This is a genomic window from Porcincola sp. LCP21S3_C12 (assembly GCF_052118625.1).
In the GTDB taxonomy this organism is placed as follows: domain Bacteria; phylum Bacillota; class Clostridia; order Lachnospirales; family Lachnospiraceae; genus Porcincola.
The window spans coordinates 1-16639 of record NZ_JBQKGW010000028.1; the positions used below are offsets into that span (position 1 = coordinate 1).

The following is a 16639-nucleotide window of genomic DNA, read 5'->3' on the forward strand; positions in this document are numbered from 1 at the left end:
CCATGAGGCGCTGGAAAATCCCGCCGAGGAAGCAGTGTTCAAGCAGCTGAGACTCAACATGTGGGTATCTAGTACGACCGCCTTCATTCCGGAGCAGGTCTTTGATCAGGGAAATGAACCGATTGATATGGGCAGTCTTCGTGGCCGGGAGTGCTACGGCGGACTTGATCTTTCGAGCACCGGAGATATCACAGCGCTGGTTCTGATGTTCCCGCCTCGGGATGAGACGGAGAAATACATCTGCCTGCCGTTCTTCTGGGTGCCGGAAGATACGATTCCGATACGCGTGAGACGTGCATCGGTTCCGTACGACGTTTGGGTGAAGCAAGGATACATGAAAGCGACCGAAGGAAATGTGATTGACTACAACTTCATCGAGAAGTTCATACTCGATCTCTACAAGATTTACAACATCAAGGAGATCGCGGTCGACCGCTGGAACGCCACTCAGCTCATCATCAACCTACAGGATGACGGCATGACGATGGTGCCGTTCGGGCAAGGGTACAAAGATATGTCGCCTCCCACCAAGGAGTTCTATAAGCTCATGATGGAGGGCCAGATCATTCACGGCGGCAATCCGGTTCTGAAATGGATGGCACTAAACGTGGTGGTGGACCGCGACGCTGCGGATAACATCAAGCCGACGAAGGCAAAGTCCCCAGAGAAGATCGATGGTATCGTCGCTGCGATCATGGCACTGGATCGCTGTATCCGGCAGGAACAAGCAGAGAGTGTCTACGACAGCCGAGGCCTTGTGGTGTTCTGATAATGTGCTTCATTTCTCCTCCCGATATTTGTGCAAGATATGTGTCGAAATAAGTTGATGTATTTCTGGCGCAGAGTGATATATGTACATGCCAAAGGAAAAGGGCACACAAACAAAACGGAGGACAAGGCCATGACGAAAGCAAGCTACAGATTCATTAAAGACGGAAACACCTACACCACAGCACAGGGAAACAACCGGTTCGAAGCACAGCTGAACCTTGAACTTCAATTCCAGACAGACCTCACGGGAGCAACCTTCGAGGAGCTTTGGAAGGGCAAGGTCGAGAGAACCGGGATCGTAAAATAAACCAGAAACAAACAGGAACGAACAGGGCATTCACCAAGACGGTGGGTGCCTTTTTCCGTGGAAGAACTGCTGTGGACAGCGGCAGAGATAGGAGTATGACACATGGGATTTCGGGATTTATTTCACAGAAGGAAGGCAAGAGCAGATCCGCAGGATTCGACATCCGGCAGTGTGTACCGTGCCTATTACGGCCACACCTCATCCGGAAAGACCGTAACAGAACGGAGCTCCATGCAGGTGACCGCTGTGTATGCCTGCGTCCGAGTGCTGGCAGAAGCGGTGGCAAGCCTGCCGCTGCATTTGTACCGGGAGGAGAACGGCAGCAAGGTGAAGGCGACAGACCACCCACTGTACTTCTTGCTCCATAGTGAACCGAATGAAGAGATGACAGCCTACTCGTTCTGGGAGACGCTCATGACTCATCTATTACTGTGGGGGAACGCATACGTCCAAGTGATCCGGAACGGCAAGGGTGAAGTCACAGCACTGTATCCATTGATGCCGAATCGCATGACGGTAGACCGAGACGAGAACGGCCACATCTACTACCAGTACCTGTGGTCCAAGGGTGACGATGCACCGACCATGAAGGAGACGATCGTAAAGCTGTCACCCCATGAGGTGATGCAGATCCCGGGGCTCGGCTTTGATGGACTGGTCGGATACAGCCCGATCGCGATGGCGAAGAACTCGATCGGTCTTTCGATGGCCTGCGAGGAGTATGGCTCTAAGTTCTTTGCAAACGGCGCAGCACCTTCCGGTGTGCTGGAACACCCCGGCATTCTGAAGGATCCGGAAAAGGTCCGGGACAGCTGGCAGGCAGCCTTCGGTGGCAGCCAGAACGCCGGGAAGGTCGCAGTTCTGGAAGAGGGGATGAAATATTCGCCGATCTCCATCAACCCGCAGGAAGCACAGTTCTTGGACACTCGGAAATTTCAGATCGATGAGATTGCGCGGATCTTCCGGGTGCCTCCGCACATGATCGGAGACCTGGAACATGCGACATTCAGCAATATCGAAGAGCAGAGTCTGGAATTCGTGACCTACAGCTTACAGCCTTGGCTCACCCGGATCGAGTCGTCAATCTCCAGGTCCCTTCTCTCGAAGGATGAGAAGATGATCTACTACGCCCGGTTCAACGTGGACGGGCTTCTTCGCGGTAACTACGCATCCCGCATGCAGGGCTATGCGACCGGTATCAGTAACGGTTTTTTGTGTGTGAACGATGTCCGGCGCTTAGAGAACATGGACCTCGTGCCCGAGGAGGAGGGAGGAAACCTGTTTCTTGTAAACGGATCGATGACGCCCCTCCGAAGTGCAGGCGCTGCTTATCAGAGCGGTTCTGGAGGTAGTGATCCTCCGGAGCAGGATGAGCCCCATGAAGAACCTGAGGAAGATACAGATAACAAAAAGCCCCACAGAAGGGGAAGGAGGAACACATGAACAAGTTTTGGAAGTGGGTGCGGAACAAGGCACCGGATGGAGAAGATCCGGATCTTGCCGCACGCACGCTGTTTTTAAACGGAACCATTGCTTCGGAGAGTTGGTTTGACGATGACGTCACGCCAGCTCTTTTTAAGTCTGACCTTGATTCCGGGAAAGGACCGATCACGGTCTGGATCAACTCTCCGGGCGGTGATGTCTGGGCGGCGGCACAGATCTACAACATGCTTCTGTCCTATGACGGAAAGGTCACCGTGAAGATCGACGGCCTTGCAGCATCGGCAGCATCGGTCATTGCGATGGCAGGAGATGAGGTTCTTGTAAGCCCGGTCTCCATGCTGATGATCCACAACCCGTCCACGATGGCAATGGGGGATAAGGACGATCTTGCGCAGGCCATCTCGATGCTCGATTCCGCGAAGGATTCGATCCTGAATGCCTACGTCAAGAAGACCGGACTTTCCAAGAACAAGCTTAGTAAGCTCATGGACGATGAGACCTGGATGGATGCGAGCAAGGCAGTGGAGCTTCATTTTGCAGACCGTGTGATGGAGAGACCGGATCTCTATCGCAGTGAGCAGGAAGAGAAACCGGAAGAGGACGATCCAGCCAAGGAGAATCCGGAGGAATCTGAAGACAAGCCCGAGCAAGCACCAAATGATCCTGAGAAGAACGAGGATCTGATTGCTGCGGGTTTTCTTTATTCCAGTCGTCAGATGGCGGCTGCCTTCACCAACAAGGTGAAGGAACACTACAAGGTTAGAAACAAGGCACAGGATGGTCCTGATGCCGAAAGCAAAGTAGAGGAAGGCCGGAGCGTGGATGCTCTGATGGATCGCCTGAATCTGCTGCACACGATGATGTGAGGAGGAGAACACAATGAACGTACAGGATTTGATTGCAAAGAGAGCAAGAGCATGGGAGGCAGCAAAGGCCTTCCTCGAAGCACACAGGGGAGAGAACGGGATTCTTTCTAGCGAAGATGGAGAAACGTATGACCGCATGGAAAAGGAGATCACGGATCTTACGAAGGAGATCGATCGTCTGAATCGTCAGGCTGCCATTGAGGCACAGCTGAGTCAGCCGACTTCTTCTCCTCTTTCCAACATGCCGACCAGCACCGGTGAGAAGTCGAAGAAGGGACGCGCTTCCGATCAGTATGCGAAGGATATGCTGACCGCCATGCGCACGAACTTCCATCAGGTTTCCGACATCCTGCAGGAAGGTGTGGATGCCGATGGCGGATACCTCGTTCCGGAGGAGTGGGACAGCCGCCTGATTGATGTACTGAATGAAGAGAACATCATGCGGGGCCTTGCAACCCACATCACAACTTCCGGCGAGCACAAGATCAACATCGCGGGAGCTAAGCCGACGGCGGCATGGATTGAAGAGGGTGGCGCGCTTCAGTTCACAGACGCGAAGTTTGGGCAGAAGATCATGGATGCCCATAAGCTCCATGTGGCGGTGAAGGTAACCGAGGAGCTTCTGTATGACTCCATGTTTGACCTTGCCAGCTACATCACCACCCAGTTCGGAATCGCCATCGCCAATGCCGAGGAGGATGCCTTCCTGAACGGCGATGGGAAGGGAAAGCCCACCGGTCTCTTTGATGAGACAAACGGCGGTACAGTCGCAAAGACGCTCACCGGCACGAAGCTTGGCACCGACGATGTGCTGGATCTGGTCTATGCGCTGAAGCGTCCGTACCGGAAGAAGGCATCGTTCATCATGAACGACCAGACCCTTGCAGCTCTCCGGAAGCTCAAGGACAACAACGGCGCCTACATCTGGCAGCCGTCCTATCAGGCAGGAGAGCCGGACAGACTTCTTGGCTATGCGGTTCACACCAGCGCGTTTGCACCGGAGCTTGCGGCAGGAAAGCCTGTGATGGCCTTTGGTGACTACAGCTACTACAACATCGGTGATCGTGGCAGTCGTTCCATGCAGGAGCTTCGTGAGCTCTTTGCCGGAAACGGCATGATCGGCTATGTTGCCAAGGAGCGTGTCGATGGTCTTCTGGTTCTTCCGGAAGCCGTGCAGATCCTGAAGGCAGGAGCATCTGCCTGATCTGCAACAGGAACAACGTAACGATGAGGGCTCAGAGTGTCAAAGCTCTGGGCTTTCTTTGTGATTCGAAGGGAGGACAGGATGATCACGCTGGAGGAAGCAAAGAAATATCTCCGGGTTGACGCAAACGATGAGGACGATGTGATCCAGCAGGAACTGGACGCTGCCGAGAGCCTTGTGGCATCGGTGCTCCGAAAGGACAGTCTCGAGGACGAAAGTAGTCCGATTGTCGTTGTGGCAGTCCTCTATACCCTGGCCTATCTCAATGAGCACCGGGAGGAAGCGGATCATCACGCCCTGACCATCACACTTCGAAACCTCCTCTTTGGAGAACGGGATGCCAGGTTCTGATGGAGGTGCGGGATGAATATCGCAGCAATGAATGTAAGGCTTACGATCCAGAAGAATGAGGTCATCAAAGACAAGTATGGCAATCACACCAACACCTGGACAGACTTCTACACCTGCTGGGCGACACCGGTACAGAGTGGTGGATCTGAGAAACTGGAAGCCGGAACGACGACTAGCATCGATGCCATCGATTTTACCGTCCGGTATGCAAAGTGCCTCGAAGGACTCGACTCCACAAAGATTCGGATCCGGCTGGGATACAATATCTACAACGTCACCGCCATTGACCCGATGGGGTTCAAGAAGCGAAGCCTGAAGTTTAAGTGTGAGAAGGTGAAGCGATGAAGGTGAAAGTAGATGATCTAGCGGCGACGGTGGAAAAGACCCTCTCGGACTACGCGGAGGATGTGAACGACATTGTAAAGCAGGAGATCAAGGATGCCGGAAAGGAAGCGGCAAAAGAACTGAAGGAGAAATCGCCAAAGCGTACCGGAAAGTACGCAAAAGGATGGCGCTCTACCGTTCAGAAGGAAACGGCGGTCGGCGCAGAAGTGGTTGTTCACAACAAGATCTATAGACTCACGCACCTCTTGGAGAAAGGCCATGCCAAGCGCGGTGGTGGAAGAGTTGCGGGCATTCCACATATCGCTCCGGTCGAAGAAGAGATCACCGGGAAGCTATCAGATGAGATTGAGAAGGAATTAAAGGGCTGAGGATGGGAGGAAGCAATGGATGAGATCATAAAGATTCTGGAGGGGCTGGAGAAGCAGGGCATCCCTTATGCCTATGATCACTTTGCGGAAGGGGAAGGGCCGGATCCTCCCTTTCTCTGCTTCCGCTGTCCGAACAGCGACAACTTCGCTGCGGATGGAACCGTGTATTTCCCGATCACAGAGATCGACATCGAGCTCTACACGGATAAGAAGGATCCGGAGATGGAAAAGAGACTGGAAGATCAGCTGATCCAAAGCGGGATCTTCTTTGAAAAGACAGAGACCTGGATAGATTCTGAGAAGCTCTACGAGGTCCTGTATTCATTTGAACAGGAGGCCTGAAATGGCAAGTAAAAAGAACAAGGTCAAGTACAACCTGAAAAACGTACATTATGCCATCGCAACGATCGCAGAGGATGGGACCGCCACCTTTGCAGATCCGGTTGCATGGCCGGGCGCCGTATCCCTCTCTCTGGATGCGCAGGGAGACCAGACGATCTTCTGGGCGGATGGCGTGCAGTACTATGTCACGAATGCGAACAGCGGCTATAACGGGGACTTCGAGTCGGCAATGGTACCGGAGGACTTCCGCGAGAACGTGCTCGGTGAGATCAAGGATGGAAACGGGGTCCTTCTGGAGGATGCCGACGCACAGCCTATTCACTTTGCGCTTCTCTTTGAGTTTGACGGCGATGTGAATGAGATCCGCCATGTCATGTATAACTGCACGGCAACAAGACCGTCTGTGGCATCGAGCACCAAGGAGGACTCCATCGAGGTACAGACCGAGAGCCTTACGATCAATGCGACGTCGATCAAGGATGCGACGCTTGGGAAGAACATCGTGAAGGCACGCTCCAGTGCAGATACCACCGATGCCACCTACCAGAGCTGGTACAGTAAGGTCTATACGCCTGCTGCTGCAAAGGCTTCAGGAGGTTCTTCTACGTCTGGTGGTAGTACCACATCTTCGACAACGACAAGCTCTAAGTGATAAGGAGGAGTAGACATGTATCAGGAAATTTCCCTCCGGCTCAATGATGGGTCGGAGCAGAAGTTCCCGTTTCTCGCAACGGGGACCACAGCATACCGTTATAAGCAGGTCTTTCACCAGGATCTCATGATCCTCTTGAACAAGATGGAGAACAGTGAGGATGATCAGACCGATATGACCGTCGGCGACAAGCTGGCCTTTATCATGAACGCGCAGGCAGAAAAGCGTGACATGAACCAGCTGAACGAGGACGCCTTCCTCGAATGGGCGGATCAGTTCGACGGGGCAGAGCTCTTTCTTCACATGCAGGAGTTCGTCACGCTCTACCTTGGATCGCGGAGGACAAGCTCCAAGCCAAAAAAAGAAGCCGCCCAACGGAGCGGGAAGTAAACACGGCAGTGTTCCTCCTGAGGGCGAAGCAGATGGGACTGACACTGTCTGAGCTGGAAGAGCTGGATGAGGGGACTGTGATGGATATGATCATTGAGTCCGGGAATGACTTCTGCGACGATGAGTATCGGCAGGTGGCAACGCAAGAGGATTTCGATTCGTTTTAATTCGCATCGGTAAAGAACCGGTGCTTTTTTCATGCCATGAAGGGAGGAGTAGGCTATGGCAGATCGAATTAAAGGCATAACCATTGAGCTGGATGGCGATACGACCAAGCTCTCCAATGCCCTGAAAGGCGTGAACAAGGAAATCCGGGAAACCCAGAGTAACCTGAAGGATGTGAACAAGCTCCTCAAGATGGATCCGGGAAACGCGGATCTGCTTGCGCAGAAGCAGAAGTACCTGACCGAAGCGATCGATGCGACCAAGAAGAAACTGTCCGAGGAGAAGGAAGCCCTTGCCCAGCTAAAGGCTGGTCCTCAGACTGAGGAGACGCAAAAACAGCAGGAGGCGCTGACCCGGGAGATTGAAGCCACTAAGCAGTCCCTCGAAGGCCTCGAGGACGAGTATAAGAAGTTTGGCTCTGTTGCGGGACAAGAACTTCAGGTTGCCGGGGACAAGATGAAAGAAGTCGGCGGCAAGATCAGTGATGTGGGAGAGGGACTCACCAAAGGCATCACGGTCCCTGTCGCTGCGGTTGGTGCCGCCTCGGTTGCCGCTTGGAAGGAAGTGGATGAAGCGCTCGATGCCGTGACGCAAAAGACGGGAGCAAGCGGTGCAGCCCTTGAGGATATGCAGAAGCGTGCCAAGTCGATCGCAGAGACGATTCCGACAGACTTTCAGACTGCCGGAGATGCCGTCGGTGAGGTGAACACGAGGTTTGGTTTGACGGGGGATGCCTTGGAGGATCTCTCTAAGAAGTTCGTAGAGTTTGCATCGCTCAACAGTACAGACGTCAGTACTTCCGTTGATAACGTATCTTCCGTCCTCAATGCCTTCGGGCAGTCGTCTGATGATGCCGGAAACCTTCTCGATGCCTTAAATCAGGTCGGACAGGCAACCGGTGTGTCGATGGATACGCTCTCGCAAGACCTTTCTAAAAATGCCGCACAGTTCCAGTCGATGGGGCTTTCTGCGGAACAGGCGGCTGGCTTCATGGGCGCGGTGGAGATGTCCGGTCTTGATACTTCGACGATGCTCACTGGCCTTACTAAGGCCCAGAAGACGGCAACTAAGAACGGACAGTCCTTAAGCGATGCACTGAAGGATTTCTCCAAAACCATGAACAGCAATGCCTCTGATACCGAGAAGCTGCAGGCAGCCTACGACCTTTTTGGCTCCCGTGCCGGTGGCGCGATCTACAATGCAGTGCAGATGGGAAAGCTCTCGCTTAGCGACCTCTCTACCACGCTGGGAGATTATGCGGGATCGGTGGAGAGTACGTTCAATGAGACGCTGGATCCTTTGGACCAGATGACAGTTGTGATGAACAACTTAAAAGACCTCGGCGCAGAGATCGTAGATGCGTCGGCACCGATGATCACGGAAGCGATGACCCAGATCAAAGATGTGGTGACGGCTCTCAAAAGTGCGTGGGATGGTCTGTCCCCGGGAATGCAGGAGGCAATCGTCAAGGCAGCTCTCATCGCTGCTGCTGTCGGCCCAGTTGTCGTTGGCGTCGGCAAGGTTGTCACCGCTGTGGGTTCCGTCACAAGCATCGTAGGTAAACTGGTCAGTTTCCTTTCCACAACGGCGATTCCCGCCATTGGAGCCGTATCGGTTCCGATCCTCCCGATCATCGCCATCATTGCGGCGGTGGTGGCTGCTGTAGTCGCGGTGATTGAGATCGTGAAGCACTGGGGAGAAATCTCCGAGTGGTTTGGCGGTGTCTGGACTACCGTCTGTGAAGGCGTGAAGGCTGTAGGCACGACACTTGGCGACTTCTTCTCCGAATTATGGAACGGTATTCAGTCTGTGACGGAGACTGTGTGGAACGGCATCAGCAGCTTCTTCACAGGACTCTGGGAAGGGATCAGCACGACAGCTACCACAGTCTTTACTGGCATTTCGGATTTCCTCGGAAATACCTGGTCGACCATCAGCTCGGCTGCATCGACTGCATGGAACGGCATCACGACGACGCTCTCCGGTGTGTGGGACGGGATCAAGACGACAGCAGGTACGACCTTTGACAACGTCAAGACCACAATCGGTACTGCGTGGGATACCGTAAAGACGAACACCGGGAATGCATGGGATGCGATTCAGTCGTCCATCGATCAGCACGGCGGCGGGATCAAGGGCATCATCGGAACTGCTGTGGATGCTTACAAGTCGATCTGGGAGGCGGGCTTTACTACCATCAACAATCTCACAGGCGGCAAGCTTGGCGATGCGCTTTCTGCCGCGCAGGGGAAACTTGGAGCAATACGGAATGCTTTCTCCTCCATGATCGAAAATGCCAAGAGCATTGTAAGCGGTGGCCTGAGCAGAATCAGCGGATTCTTCTCCGGCTGCCATCTGGAGCTTCCGCATATCAAGCTCCCGCACTTTTCGATCAGCGGAAGACTCTCCATTGATCCGCCGTCTGTTCCGCACCTGTCGGTCAGCTGGTACCGGAAGGCTATGGATGATGCCTACCTCTTAAACAGCCCGACGATCTTCGGCGCCGCAGGTGGAAGACTCCTTGGAGGCGGTGAAGCCGGGCAGGAAGCTGTGGTTGGAACTGACAAGCTGGCAGAGATTGTGCAGGGAGCCCTCGCAGGAGTAGGTGGCGGTGACATCATTATCCCTGTCTACATCGGACAGGAGCGGATTGATGAGATCGTCGTCCGGGCGACCCAGCGGAGCAACTATCGGTCAGGAGGTCGATGATGCATGTTAAGTGATTACCCCATCTACTTTGATGACGTAAAGCTCTTCACGCCGGAAAGCTGGGAGGAGAGCTACAGTGTCGTTGAGAGTACCAATCAAACCGAGGCAGGAACGGATCAGGTCATTGTCACCAGGTATGACAAGCTGTCCGTCTCTGCCTCTTTTCCGTGTTCGAGTCGGTGGGCGGCAATCTTTGCCACGTTCCGGGACAAGGATTCGATACAGGTAAAGCTCTATGACCTGAAATCGCAGGGCTACAAGACAAGGACCATGCGGATGCGGAACTTCAAAACCGGGCCGGAGAAGCATTCAGAGAAGACGAGAGGAACAAACGGGCTTTATACCGTAAGTTTTGATCTTGAAGAATTTTGATTAATCACAACCTATGGAGAAGGGAAAGGAGGCGCTTCATGTACGCCGTAAGCGACAAATATAAAGCTGCCATGAAGCAGCCGGTGCAGAGATTCCGGATGAGGGGGACGATTGGCGAACACTCCTTCACGGATGACAACATCCTTTCCGGATCCTTTTCCATCACGAATCAGTGCACAGGAAATGAGGAGATCACCATCGGGCAGGTCTACATTGGAGAACTGAATGCCACATTCTTAAACATGCCGATCAGCCGATACGGATGGAAGGGGCTGGAGATCAAGCCTGTGTTCGGGATGAGACTATCCGATGGAACCTATGAGGAGGTTCCTCTGGGCGTCTTTACGGTAGAAACGGCGGAGTGGACGGAAAGTGGCGTTGTGGTGAAAGCCTACGACCATATGGCGCTTCTAGATAAGAACTGTAACAAGGTCATAACAGAGGTGACTCCGTATCAGTGTGCGCAGGCGATCGGAGAAGCAACAGGACTAATCTTTGCAAATACAGAAAAGGAATTCGAGTCTTTTGCCAATGGATCTACGATGATTTCCGAGACCACGACGAATGATGTCGAGACATGGCGGGATCTGGTCTCGTGGCTTGCGCAGACCATCGGCTGCTTTGCGACAGCTGACCGGAAGGGAAACATTGTATTTAAGTCCTTCAACCAGACGGTTGTTGATACGATTGATGATGCGCACAGGTTTACAGGCGCTTCCTTTTCCGATTATGTCACGCGCTATACCGGTCTCTCTGTGGTCAACATGGCAGACAATACGACTTCCTACTATGCGGAGGATGAGGACGATGGTCTCACGATGAATCTTGGGAGCAATCCCTTCCTGCAGTATGGTATCGCGGCGACTAGGGAGGATATGGCAAAAGCAATTCTCACAGCAATTCAGCAGATTCGGTATGTGCCATTCACTTGCCGAGCCATCGGAAATCCTGCCTACGACCTTGGAGACGTGCTGGTCTTTCAGAACGGTCTTGCCGACGGAGATGCGCTCTATTGTATTACGAAGTTTACGTTTCAGTATAACCAGTATTTTGAGATGACCGGAGTGGGGAAGAATCCGGCCCTTGCCAGCGCCAGAAGCAAAACGGACAAGAACCTTGTCGGTCTTGTCTCCAATACCGATGAAAATCAGCTGGTTCATTACCGGTTCACGAATACCCAGGTGGTCGAAGTCGGAGACGGAAAACGGGTCCCGGTTGCTTCGATCCGGTTTGCTACGGCGACAAAAGCATCCGAGGTTTCCCTCTGGGCGGAGCTTCTTCTCGATGCAAAGCTTGGCACAACACACGCGATTGGCAGTACAAAACTGAAAGATGTGACGATTAAGGATGCGACTTCTCCGACAACGGAAGAGCTTCAAAACGAGATCAAAGAGCTGCAGACCGGTGTCAGCTCCCTTGATGAGCGGATGACCAGTGCGGAGACAGAGCTTTCAAAGCCAAATACGATGACGGTCACGGTGTCCTATACCCTTGCCGGGGATGAGATCGATTACCATCCGATTGAAACTTATGACACCGCCGGGAAGCACATCCTTTCGCTTCACTACTATATCGGAGACGTCAAGGCCAATACGGTATATCTCTTCGTGATCTTTCTTACGGTGGAAGGCGGATCCCTTTATCTGGATACCAACTGCATCAATGCACTGATCGAAGGCATGGGTCTTGCAGGGACCGGGAAGTGGGATGGCACGATTAATGCCGAGGAAGAATTCACCGGCTTCTCGATGGGCTCTGTGGTTGGAAAGCTTACGGATGCGACAAAGACAGCGCTCCTTACACCTGTGCCGACCGGGGCAAGCGATGCCGTTTCCTTTGATATGGCTTTTGTCCTTGGAAGCTTTACAGACAGCACAAGCGTCGGAATCGTGGTCCGGTATTTTATTCTTTCCGATACGGAAGGAAAACCGGACTACAACGGGACGTATCTCACCACGAATGCCGATGATGCTTTTGCTTTGCAGACGCTGTACAAGGTCCAGAGCACTTCCGGCACTGTGGACACCGGACAGCTGGATGTCCTGGATCTCTACAGCGCCTATCCGGAAATCGAGACCCTGGAGGAGGTGAAGCTATGAGCATTATCCGGGAAGACAACACGATGCGGATCACTTTCGAAGAGGATACGTGGAAGCAGGGAGAGGAGGGCATTCTTTCCGTGACGGATGGCGCCACGCCTTTTTACTCTGCAGATACCTGGAAGGAAGATGGCAAGAATACGCTCCGGAGCGGGCAGATCACGGACAGCGGAACCAGTGAGACAACGCTTACCGTGACGCTCTCGGAAGAAGGCAGCATGACCTTAAGCTATATCGTATCCAGTGAGCAGAACTATGACTGGCTCCATGTGCTGGTGGACGGAACAGAGGTGCTGAAGAAGTCTGGTACAGGGGTCAGTACCTTCACAGAGTTTTCTTATGCTCTCGCTGCTGGGGCTCATACGATTGTGCTCCGATATACGAAGGACGGATCCCAGAGCAGAGGAAATGATGCCTGCGGGATCGGGTATCTTCTGTTCACCGGGGTAGAGCCGCCCTACGCAAAGAAGTACCTGATGACGGACTTCAATGGAAAGATCTACACACTGGTAGATGGTGTAGTGACCGAGATCACGGATGCGGTTGCTGCAGATTTGGGAGAAGCCTCATATTTTCAGAAGAAGGGCTTTGATACGCTGCCGACGTCCGAGCAGCTCACAAGCCTTACCAAACCGGTCCTTTACCGCTGGTCGGATGGAAAGCCAAAAGCTATGACCGCTTCTGTGAAGGCGGTGCCAAAGAAGCAGACGATTCGCTGCATTGCAGATCTTGGCCATGCGACCATTCACGGCATCACCCAGATGACAGCGGTTTACACAGGGACGGTAACCGTTTCATACAGTTTTGATGGAAGCACCTATACCGATCCTGTCGATATGGCTTCGTTCCTGGAGGCGGACTGTGATGCTCTTTATTCTGGTGCGCAGGCAAAGAAGAAGATCTGGTTTGCGTTCATGATCGAGGGAAAGACTTCCTCCCTCACGAACTTTGTCATCACCTATAAGAACGATTAAGAGAGGGAGGAGAAAGAAATGCTCAAAGGACATCTGCAGATTGATCTGCACAATGAAATCACAGGGGAGATCAAGAGGGTCGAGCAGGACAACCTGGTTACGAATGCCCTCGGATATGTACTTGGTTTGGCGGCAAATGTCGGCGCGAAAGGAAACAATCACTTTGATGATCTGCTCCCGGCTGCCACAAAGGCACTGGGGGGCTTGTTTTTGTTTGACGGGGCACTGACCGAGGATGTGAATAACGTCCACTTTCCGATGGGTGTTCATCTGATTGGTCATGCCGGGCAGACCGCAAATACGGCATCCAAGCTGGGAGGCTCGATTAACAAAGCAGAATCCGGGAGGACGGATACCGGTTATGTGAACGTCTGGGATTTCTCAACATCACAGGCAAACGGTACGATTGCATCTCTCGCACTGACGCACACAAGAGCAGGGGAGAATCCCTTCAGTGGGGCACAATACGATGATGGCGGTTTCACTACCGATCGATCCTATTGTCCCCTCACCTTTGATGAGAACTCAGGGGTTCTCTATCTTTATAGCGGCGGCAAAATCTACAAGAAGCCGTATTACACCAACATTGTCAAGGCATACACGCCATACCTTGGAGAAGAAACACAGGTGTTTGACTTTACGTTTGACAATCCCGCCAGTTACTATTGGTCGGTTATGGATGGTTATGACGGGTACCTGTACGCTGTATATGTTCCCACGGTCACCTCGCAAGGGACGGTAAGCATCAAGCTTCGGAAGGTAAAAATTTCTGATTTCTCTTTTCAGGAAGAAGCAGAACAGACCATTGCTGTGTCAAATGTGACGGCCAAGTCTACCGGCGATACGGATTTTTATGAGCAGTTAAATGCTGTGGTATCCAGCGGATATCTGTATTTCATTAGCAATGATGAAAACACGCTGTACAAAGTAAACCTGTCAAATACCGTCGACGTGACAGAAGTAAACTTTGGAAACATTAGGTGCAGGAAAATATATCCAATGCGCGGAGGTGGTGTCTTTGCGACCTTTGAGTGGACCGGCACCACATCATCCGGATCGACGACAACCTATGGAAGTCCGGGTGTGATTTATCCGGACGGAAAGTACAGGCTGAACGCAGAATCGACAAACAGTGTCGGATATCCGCAATACTACATTTCACATGAGACGGACTGCCTCCAGCGTTTTCGGCTGTGGAGCAATACTTTATATTACTCGTTTGCCTGCAACTATCTTGGCACCATCTGCAACCTGAGCTCTCCAGTGGTAAAGACCAGTGCCCAGTCGATGAAGGTAACGTACACACTGACGGATGCGGTGTGAAAGGAGGTGATTCCATTGATCGACTTTATCTTGAAATACTGGATTCAGGAGCTCTTTGCCCTGATCCTTGCCGTCCTCACCTGGCTGTGGCGGACACTGCTCCGGCGAAAACAGGAGAACGACGAAATCAAAGATGGAATGTTGGCATTGCTGCATGACCGTATTTATCAGGCCTGCAGCTTTTTTATTGCTCGGGGATGGTGCTCTCCTGAGGATCGGAGCAACCTTGAGTACCTGTACAAGCCGTACAAGGCACTCGGCGGGAATGGCACCGGAGAGTCCCTGTACAAGAAGTGTCTGGAACTGCCGCTTTCGGCAGACAGAAATAAAAAGAAGGAGGAATGACTTTTATGGACTTTGGAATTGCAAGTGTGGCGGCAATCACAGTGATTGCGTATCTTGTCGGCATCGGCTGCAAAGCAGCTGGCTCGGTAAAGGATGAGCTGATCCCGGTGATCTGCGGATGCGTCGGTGCGGTACTCGGCATCGCAGGGCTGTATCTTATGCCGGACTTCCCGGCAAAGGATGTCATCAATGCCCTTGCTGTCGGCATTGTGTCCGGTCTTGCAGCGACTGGTGTGAACCAGATCTACAAGCAGCTTACAAAGACGAATCAGTGAGAGGAGGTGATCCTCGTATCTCGGCGGCTCCTTCCGTTAAAGGGGCGGTATAGGCTCTTTGGGCTTCAAAACCCGGAGGGCTTTTTGATTTGCAGGAAATAGAAGTTTGAGGAGGAGAAAACCATGAGTAAAACAGAATCCGCCATCCAGTGGATGGAAAATCATGCAAACAATAACACATACGGCTATGACCAGAGGTATCGCTGGGGTGAGAAGGGAGACTTTGACTGCTCCTCGGCAGTGATCTCGGCATGGCAGGCAGCCGGAGTGCCGGTAAAGACAAAGGGTGCCACCTATACTGGCAACATGTTTTCGGTCTTTTTGTCCTGCGGCTTTGAGGACGTAACCGGCACGGTAAACCTCGCAACCGGAGCAGGCCTTAGACGCGGCGATGTCCTTTTAAACACCACGCACCACACCGCGATGTACTGTGGGAATGGAAGAGAGGTCGAGGCATCCATCAATGAGAGGGGAACAGCGGTAGGCGGCGCTCCCGGTGACCAGACCGGACGTGAGTTTCTGATCCGTTCGTATCGGAACTTCCCTTGGAACCATGTGCTTCGCTACAAGGAGAATACCGCGACGAAGTCCGTAGATGAGCTTGCACGTGAAGTGCTGGCCGGGAAGTGGGGAAATGGCTCCGAGAGGAGAAGACGCCTTGCTTCTTCCGGCTATGATGCTTCCGCTGTGCAGGCAAAGGTGAACGAGCTGATTCGCGCAAAGGCTCAGCCGCAGGCAGTTTACTATACCGTGCAGCGAGGAGACACGCTCTCCGGAATTGCCAGAAGGTATGGAACCAGCGTATCTGCTATCCAGAAGCTGAACGCCTCCCTGATCCGGAATGTGAACCTGATCCGGGTGGGATGGAAGATCCGGGTGAAATGACAAACAGGCTTGCAGGCACCTGCTTATGGGTGTTTGCAAGCCCTATTTTTTTTGTCTTTTTCATTTCCGATTTCTCTCCGAAAGTTCCGTTTATCTGTTTAGGAGAGAATTTTCCAGGACCGTTCAAAATCGCGTGCGAATGATCCGCATATACCTGCAGGAAAATTTCACGTCCCGTCACAAAAACGCCCGGGAAGTGTCCGCTGATAGGTGAAAGCAAAGATTCCTTTGCTCAACCTTGCGGAAAATGTCCTGTGAGGAGTGAAGGAAGCCATGTATTTACGACCTTAGGGCAAAAGGAGAATACCCATGAAGAAGAACGATCAAACAGAAGAAAAAATGGAGCAGGTGCTCCTGCTTCGAAAAAGCGGGATGAGCAATCGGAAGATTGCGGAATACACCGGGGTTTCTTACGAGAAGGTCCGGTATCAGTGCAAAAAGGACGATTGCGAT

At 52.7% G+C, this 16639-nt stretch carries 20 protein-coding genes; all 20 read left to right on the plus strand.

Going from position 1 to position 16639, the window contains the following annotated elements:
- Positions 1 to 769, plus strand: a 769-nt coding sequence (locus ACTQ1N_RS11585) for a terminase TerL endonuclease subunit (RefSeq protein ID WP_441956852.1), incomplete at its 5' end; no start/stop codon positions are given.
- 132 nt (positions 770 to 901) lie between these two features.
- Entirely contained in the window at positions 902 to 1078 is a 177-nt protein-coding gene (locus ACTQ1N_RS11590; protein ID WP_177965648.1) for a hypothetical protein, read from the plus strand.
- A 102-nt stretch (positions 1079 to 1180) separates the two neighbouring features.
- Positions 1181 to 2521, plus strand: a complete 1341-nt coding sequence (locus ACTQ1N_RS11595; RefSeq protein ID WP_441956853.1) for a phage portal protein — start codon at positions 1181 to 1183, stop codon at positions 2519 to 2521.
- Entirely contained in the window at positions 2518 to 3387 is an 870-nt protein-coding gene (locus ACTQ1N_RS11600; RefSeq protein ID WP_441956854.1) for a head maturation protease, ClpP-related, read from the plus strand. Before ACTQ1N_RS11595 ends, ACTQ1N_RS11600 begins: the two co-directional genes overlap by 4 nt.
- A 13-nt stretch (positions 3388 to 3400) precedes the next feature.
- The gene (locus tag ACTQ1N_RS11605; protein WP_441476517.1) at positions 3401 to 4591 is read left to right on the plus strand and encodes a phage major capsid protein; all 1191 of its coding nucleotides are present in this window, start codon (positions 3401 to 3403) and stop codon (positions 4589 to 4591) included.
- 36 nt (positions 4592 to 4627) lie between these two features.
- The gene (locus ACTQ1N_RS11610; protein ID WP_441476518.1) at positions 4628 to 4942 is read left to right on the plus strand and encodes a head-tail connector protein; all 315 of its coding nucleotides are present in this window, start codon (positions 4628 to 4630) and stop codon (positions 4940 to 4942) included.
- 12 nt (positions 4943 to 4954) lie between these two features.
- On the plus strand, positions 4955 to 5287 hold the full coding sequence (locus ACTQ1N_RS11615) for a phage head closure protein (RefSeq protein WP_441476519.1): 333 nt from the start codon (positions 4955 to 4957) through the stop codon (positions 5285 to 5287).
- Positions 5284 to 5655 (plus strand): HK97 gp10 family phage protein, encoded by a 372-nt coding sequence (locus ACTQ1N_RS11620; RefSeq protein WP_441476520.1) that lies wholly within the window; start codon positions 5284 to 5286, stop codon positions 5653 to 5655. Before ACTQ1N_RS11615 ends, ACTQ1N_RS11620 begins: the two co-directional genes overlap by 4 nt.
- 15 nt (positions 5656 to 5670) lie before the next feature.
- Positions 5671 to 5997, plus strand: a complete 327-nt coding sequence (locus ACTQ1N_RS11625; RefSeq protein ID WP_441476521.1) for a hypothetical protein — start codon at positions 5671 to 5673, stop codon at positions 5995 to 5997.
- A 1-nt stretch (position 5998) separates the two neighbouring features.
- On the plus strand, positions 5999 to 6649 hold the full coding sequence (locus ACTQ1N_RS11630; RefSeq protein ID WP_441476522.1) for a major tail protein: 651 nt from the start codon (positions 5999 to 6001) through the stop codon (positions 6647 to 6649).
- 15 nt (positions 6650 to 6664) lie between these two features.
- Positions 6665 to 7039 (plus strand): hypothetical protein, encoded by a 375-nt coding sequence (locus ACTQ1N_RS11635; RefSeq protein WP_441476523.1) that lies wholly within the window; start codon positions 6665 to 6667, stop codon positions 7037 to 7039.
- A gap of 32 nt (positions 7040 to 7071) precedes the next feature.
- Entirely contained in the window at positions 7072 to 7206 is a 135-nt protein-coding gene (locus ACTQ1N_RS11640) for a hypothetical protein (RefSeq protein ID WP_441476524.1), read from the plus strand.
- A 55-nt stretch (positions 7207 to 7261) separates the two neighbouring features.
- On the plus strand, positions 7262 to 9913 hold the full coding sequence (locus ACTQ1N_RS11645; protein ID WP_441476525.1) for a phage tail tape measure protein: 2652 nt from the start codon (positions 7262 to 7264) through the stop codon (positions 9911 to 9913).
- A gap of 3 nt (positions 9914 to 9916) precedes the next feature.
- Positions 9917 to 10285: a hypothetical protein gene (locus ACTQ1N_RS11650; protein WP_441476526.1), complete on the plus strand. Its 369-nt coding sequence runs from the start codon at positions 9917 to 9919 to the stop codon at positions 10283 to 10285.
- 38 nt (positions 10286 to 10323) lie between these two features.
- Positions 10324 to 12384: a hypothetical protein gene (locus ACTQ1N_RS11655; protein WP_441476527.1), complete on the plus strand. Its 2061-nt coding sequence runs from the start codon at positions 10324 to 10326 to the stop codon at positions 12382 to 12384.
- On the plus strand, positions 12381 to 13358 hold the full coding sequence (locus ACTQ1N_RS11660; protein WP_441476528.1) for a hypothetical protein: 978 nt from the start codon (positions 12381 to 12383) through the stop codon (positions 13356 to 13358). Before ACTQ1N_RS11655 ends, ACTQ1N_RS11660 begins: the two co-directional genes overlap by 4 nt.
- Positions 13359 to 13376: 18 nt before the next feature.
- A complete protein-coding gene (locus ACTQ1N_RS11665; protein ID WP_441476529.1) occupies positions 13377 to 14681 on the plus strand; it encodes a hypothetical protein in 1305 nt (434 codons plus the stop codon).
- A 15-nt stretch (positions 14682 to 14696) separates the two neighbouring features.
- Positions 14697 to 15026, plus strand: coding sequence for a hypothetical protein (locus ACTQ1N_RS11670; protein ID WP_441476530.1), 330 nt, complete (start codon positions 14697 to 14699; stop codon positions 15024 to 15026).
- 5 nt (positions 15027 to 15031) lie between these two features.
- On the plus strand, positions 15032 to 15301 hold the full coding sequence (locus tag ACTQ1N_RS11675; protein WP_441099617.1) for a phage holin family protein: 270 nt from the start codon (positions 15032 to 15034) through the stop codon (positions 15299 to 15301).
- Positions 15302 to 15424: 123 nt separating this feature from the next.
- On the plus strand, positions 15425 to 16186 hold the full coding sequence (locus tag ACTQ1N_RS11680; RefSeq protein ID WP_441476531.1) for a LysM peptidoglycan-binding domain-containing protein: 762 nt from the start codon (positions 15425 to 15427) through the stop codon (positions 16184 to 16186).
- The last annotated feature ends 453 nt before the right edge of the window (positions 16187 to 16639 follow it).

Excerpts from the sequence above, each read along its gene's own strand:
- ACTQ1N_RS11640 (WP_441476524.1), top strand. The coding sequence starts at position 7,072 with ATGGGACTGACACTGTCTGAGCTGGAAGAGCTGGATGAGGGGACTGTG.
- ACTQ1N_RS11600 (WP_441956854.1), top strand. The coding sequence starts at position 2,518 with ATGAACAAGTTTTGGAAGTGGGTGCGGAACAAGGCACCGGATGGAGAA.
- ACTQ1N_RS11665 (WP_441476529.1), top strand. The coding sequence starts at position 13,377 with ATGCTCAAAGGACATCTGCAGATTGATCTGCACAATGAAATCACAGGG.
- ACTQ1N_RS11590 (WP_177965648.1), top strand. The coding sequence starts at position 902 with ATGACGAAAGCAAGCTACAGATTCATTAAAGACGGAAACACCTACACC.
- ACTQ1N_RS11625 (WP_441476521.1), top strand. The coding sequence starts at position 5,671 with ATGGATGAGATCATAAAGATTCTGGAGGGGCTGGAGAAGCAGGGCATC.
- ACTQ1N_RS11650 (WP_441476526.1), top strand. The coding sequence starts at position 9,917 with ATGTTAAGTGATTACCCCATCTACTTTGATGACGTAAAGCTCTTCACG.
- ACTQ1N_RS11615 (WP_441476519.1), top strand. The coding sequence starts at position 4,955 with ATGAATATCGCAGCAATGAATGTAAGGCTTACGATCCAGAAGAATGAG.
- ACTQ1N_RS11620 (WP_441476520.1), top strand. The coding sequence starts at position 5,284 with ATGAAGGTGAAAGTAGATGATCTAGCGGCGACGGTGGAAAAGACCCTC.
- ACTQ1N_RS11595 (WP_441956853.1), top strand. The coding sequence starts at position 1,181 with ATGGGATTTCGGGATTTATTTCACAGAAGGAAGGCAAGAGCAGATCCG.
- ACTQ1N_RS11680 (WP_441476531.1), top strand. The coding sequence starts at position 15,425 with ATGAGTAAAACAGAATCCGCCATCCAGTGGATGGAAAATCATGCAAAC.
- ACTQ1N_RS11630 (WP_441476522.1), top strand. The coding sequence starts at position 5,999 with ATGGCAAGTAAAAAGAACAAGGTCAAGTACAACCTGAAAAACGTACAT.
- ACTQ1N_RS11605 (WP_441476517.1), top strand. The coding sequence starts at position 3,401 with ATGAACGTACAGGATTTGATTGCAAAGAGAGCAAGAGCATGGGAGGCA.
- ACTQ1N_RS11635 (WP_441476523.1), top strand. The coding sequence starts at position 6,665 with ATGTATCAGGAAATTTCCCTCCGGCTCAATGATGGGTCGGAGCAGAAG.
- ACTQ1N_RS11660 (WP_441476528.1), top strand. The coding sequence starts at position 12,381 with ATGAGCATTATCCGGGAAGACAACACGATGCGGATCACTTTCGAAGAG.
- ACTQ1N_RS11675 (WP_441099617.1), top strand. The coding sequence starts at position 15,032 with ATGGACTTTGGAATTGCAAGTGTGGCGGCAATCACAGTGATTGCGTAT.
- ACTQ1N_RS11645 (WP_441476525.1), top strand. The coding sequence starts at position 7,262 with ATGGCAGATCGAATTAAAGGCATAACCATTGAGCTGGATGGCGATACG.
- ACTQ1N_RS11655 (WP_441476527.1), top strand. The coding sequence starts at position 10,324 with ATGTACGCCGTAAGCGACAAATATAAAGCTGCCATGAAGCAGCCGGTG.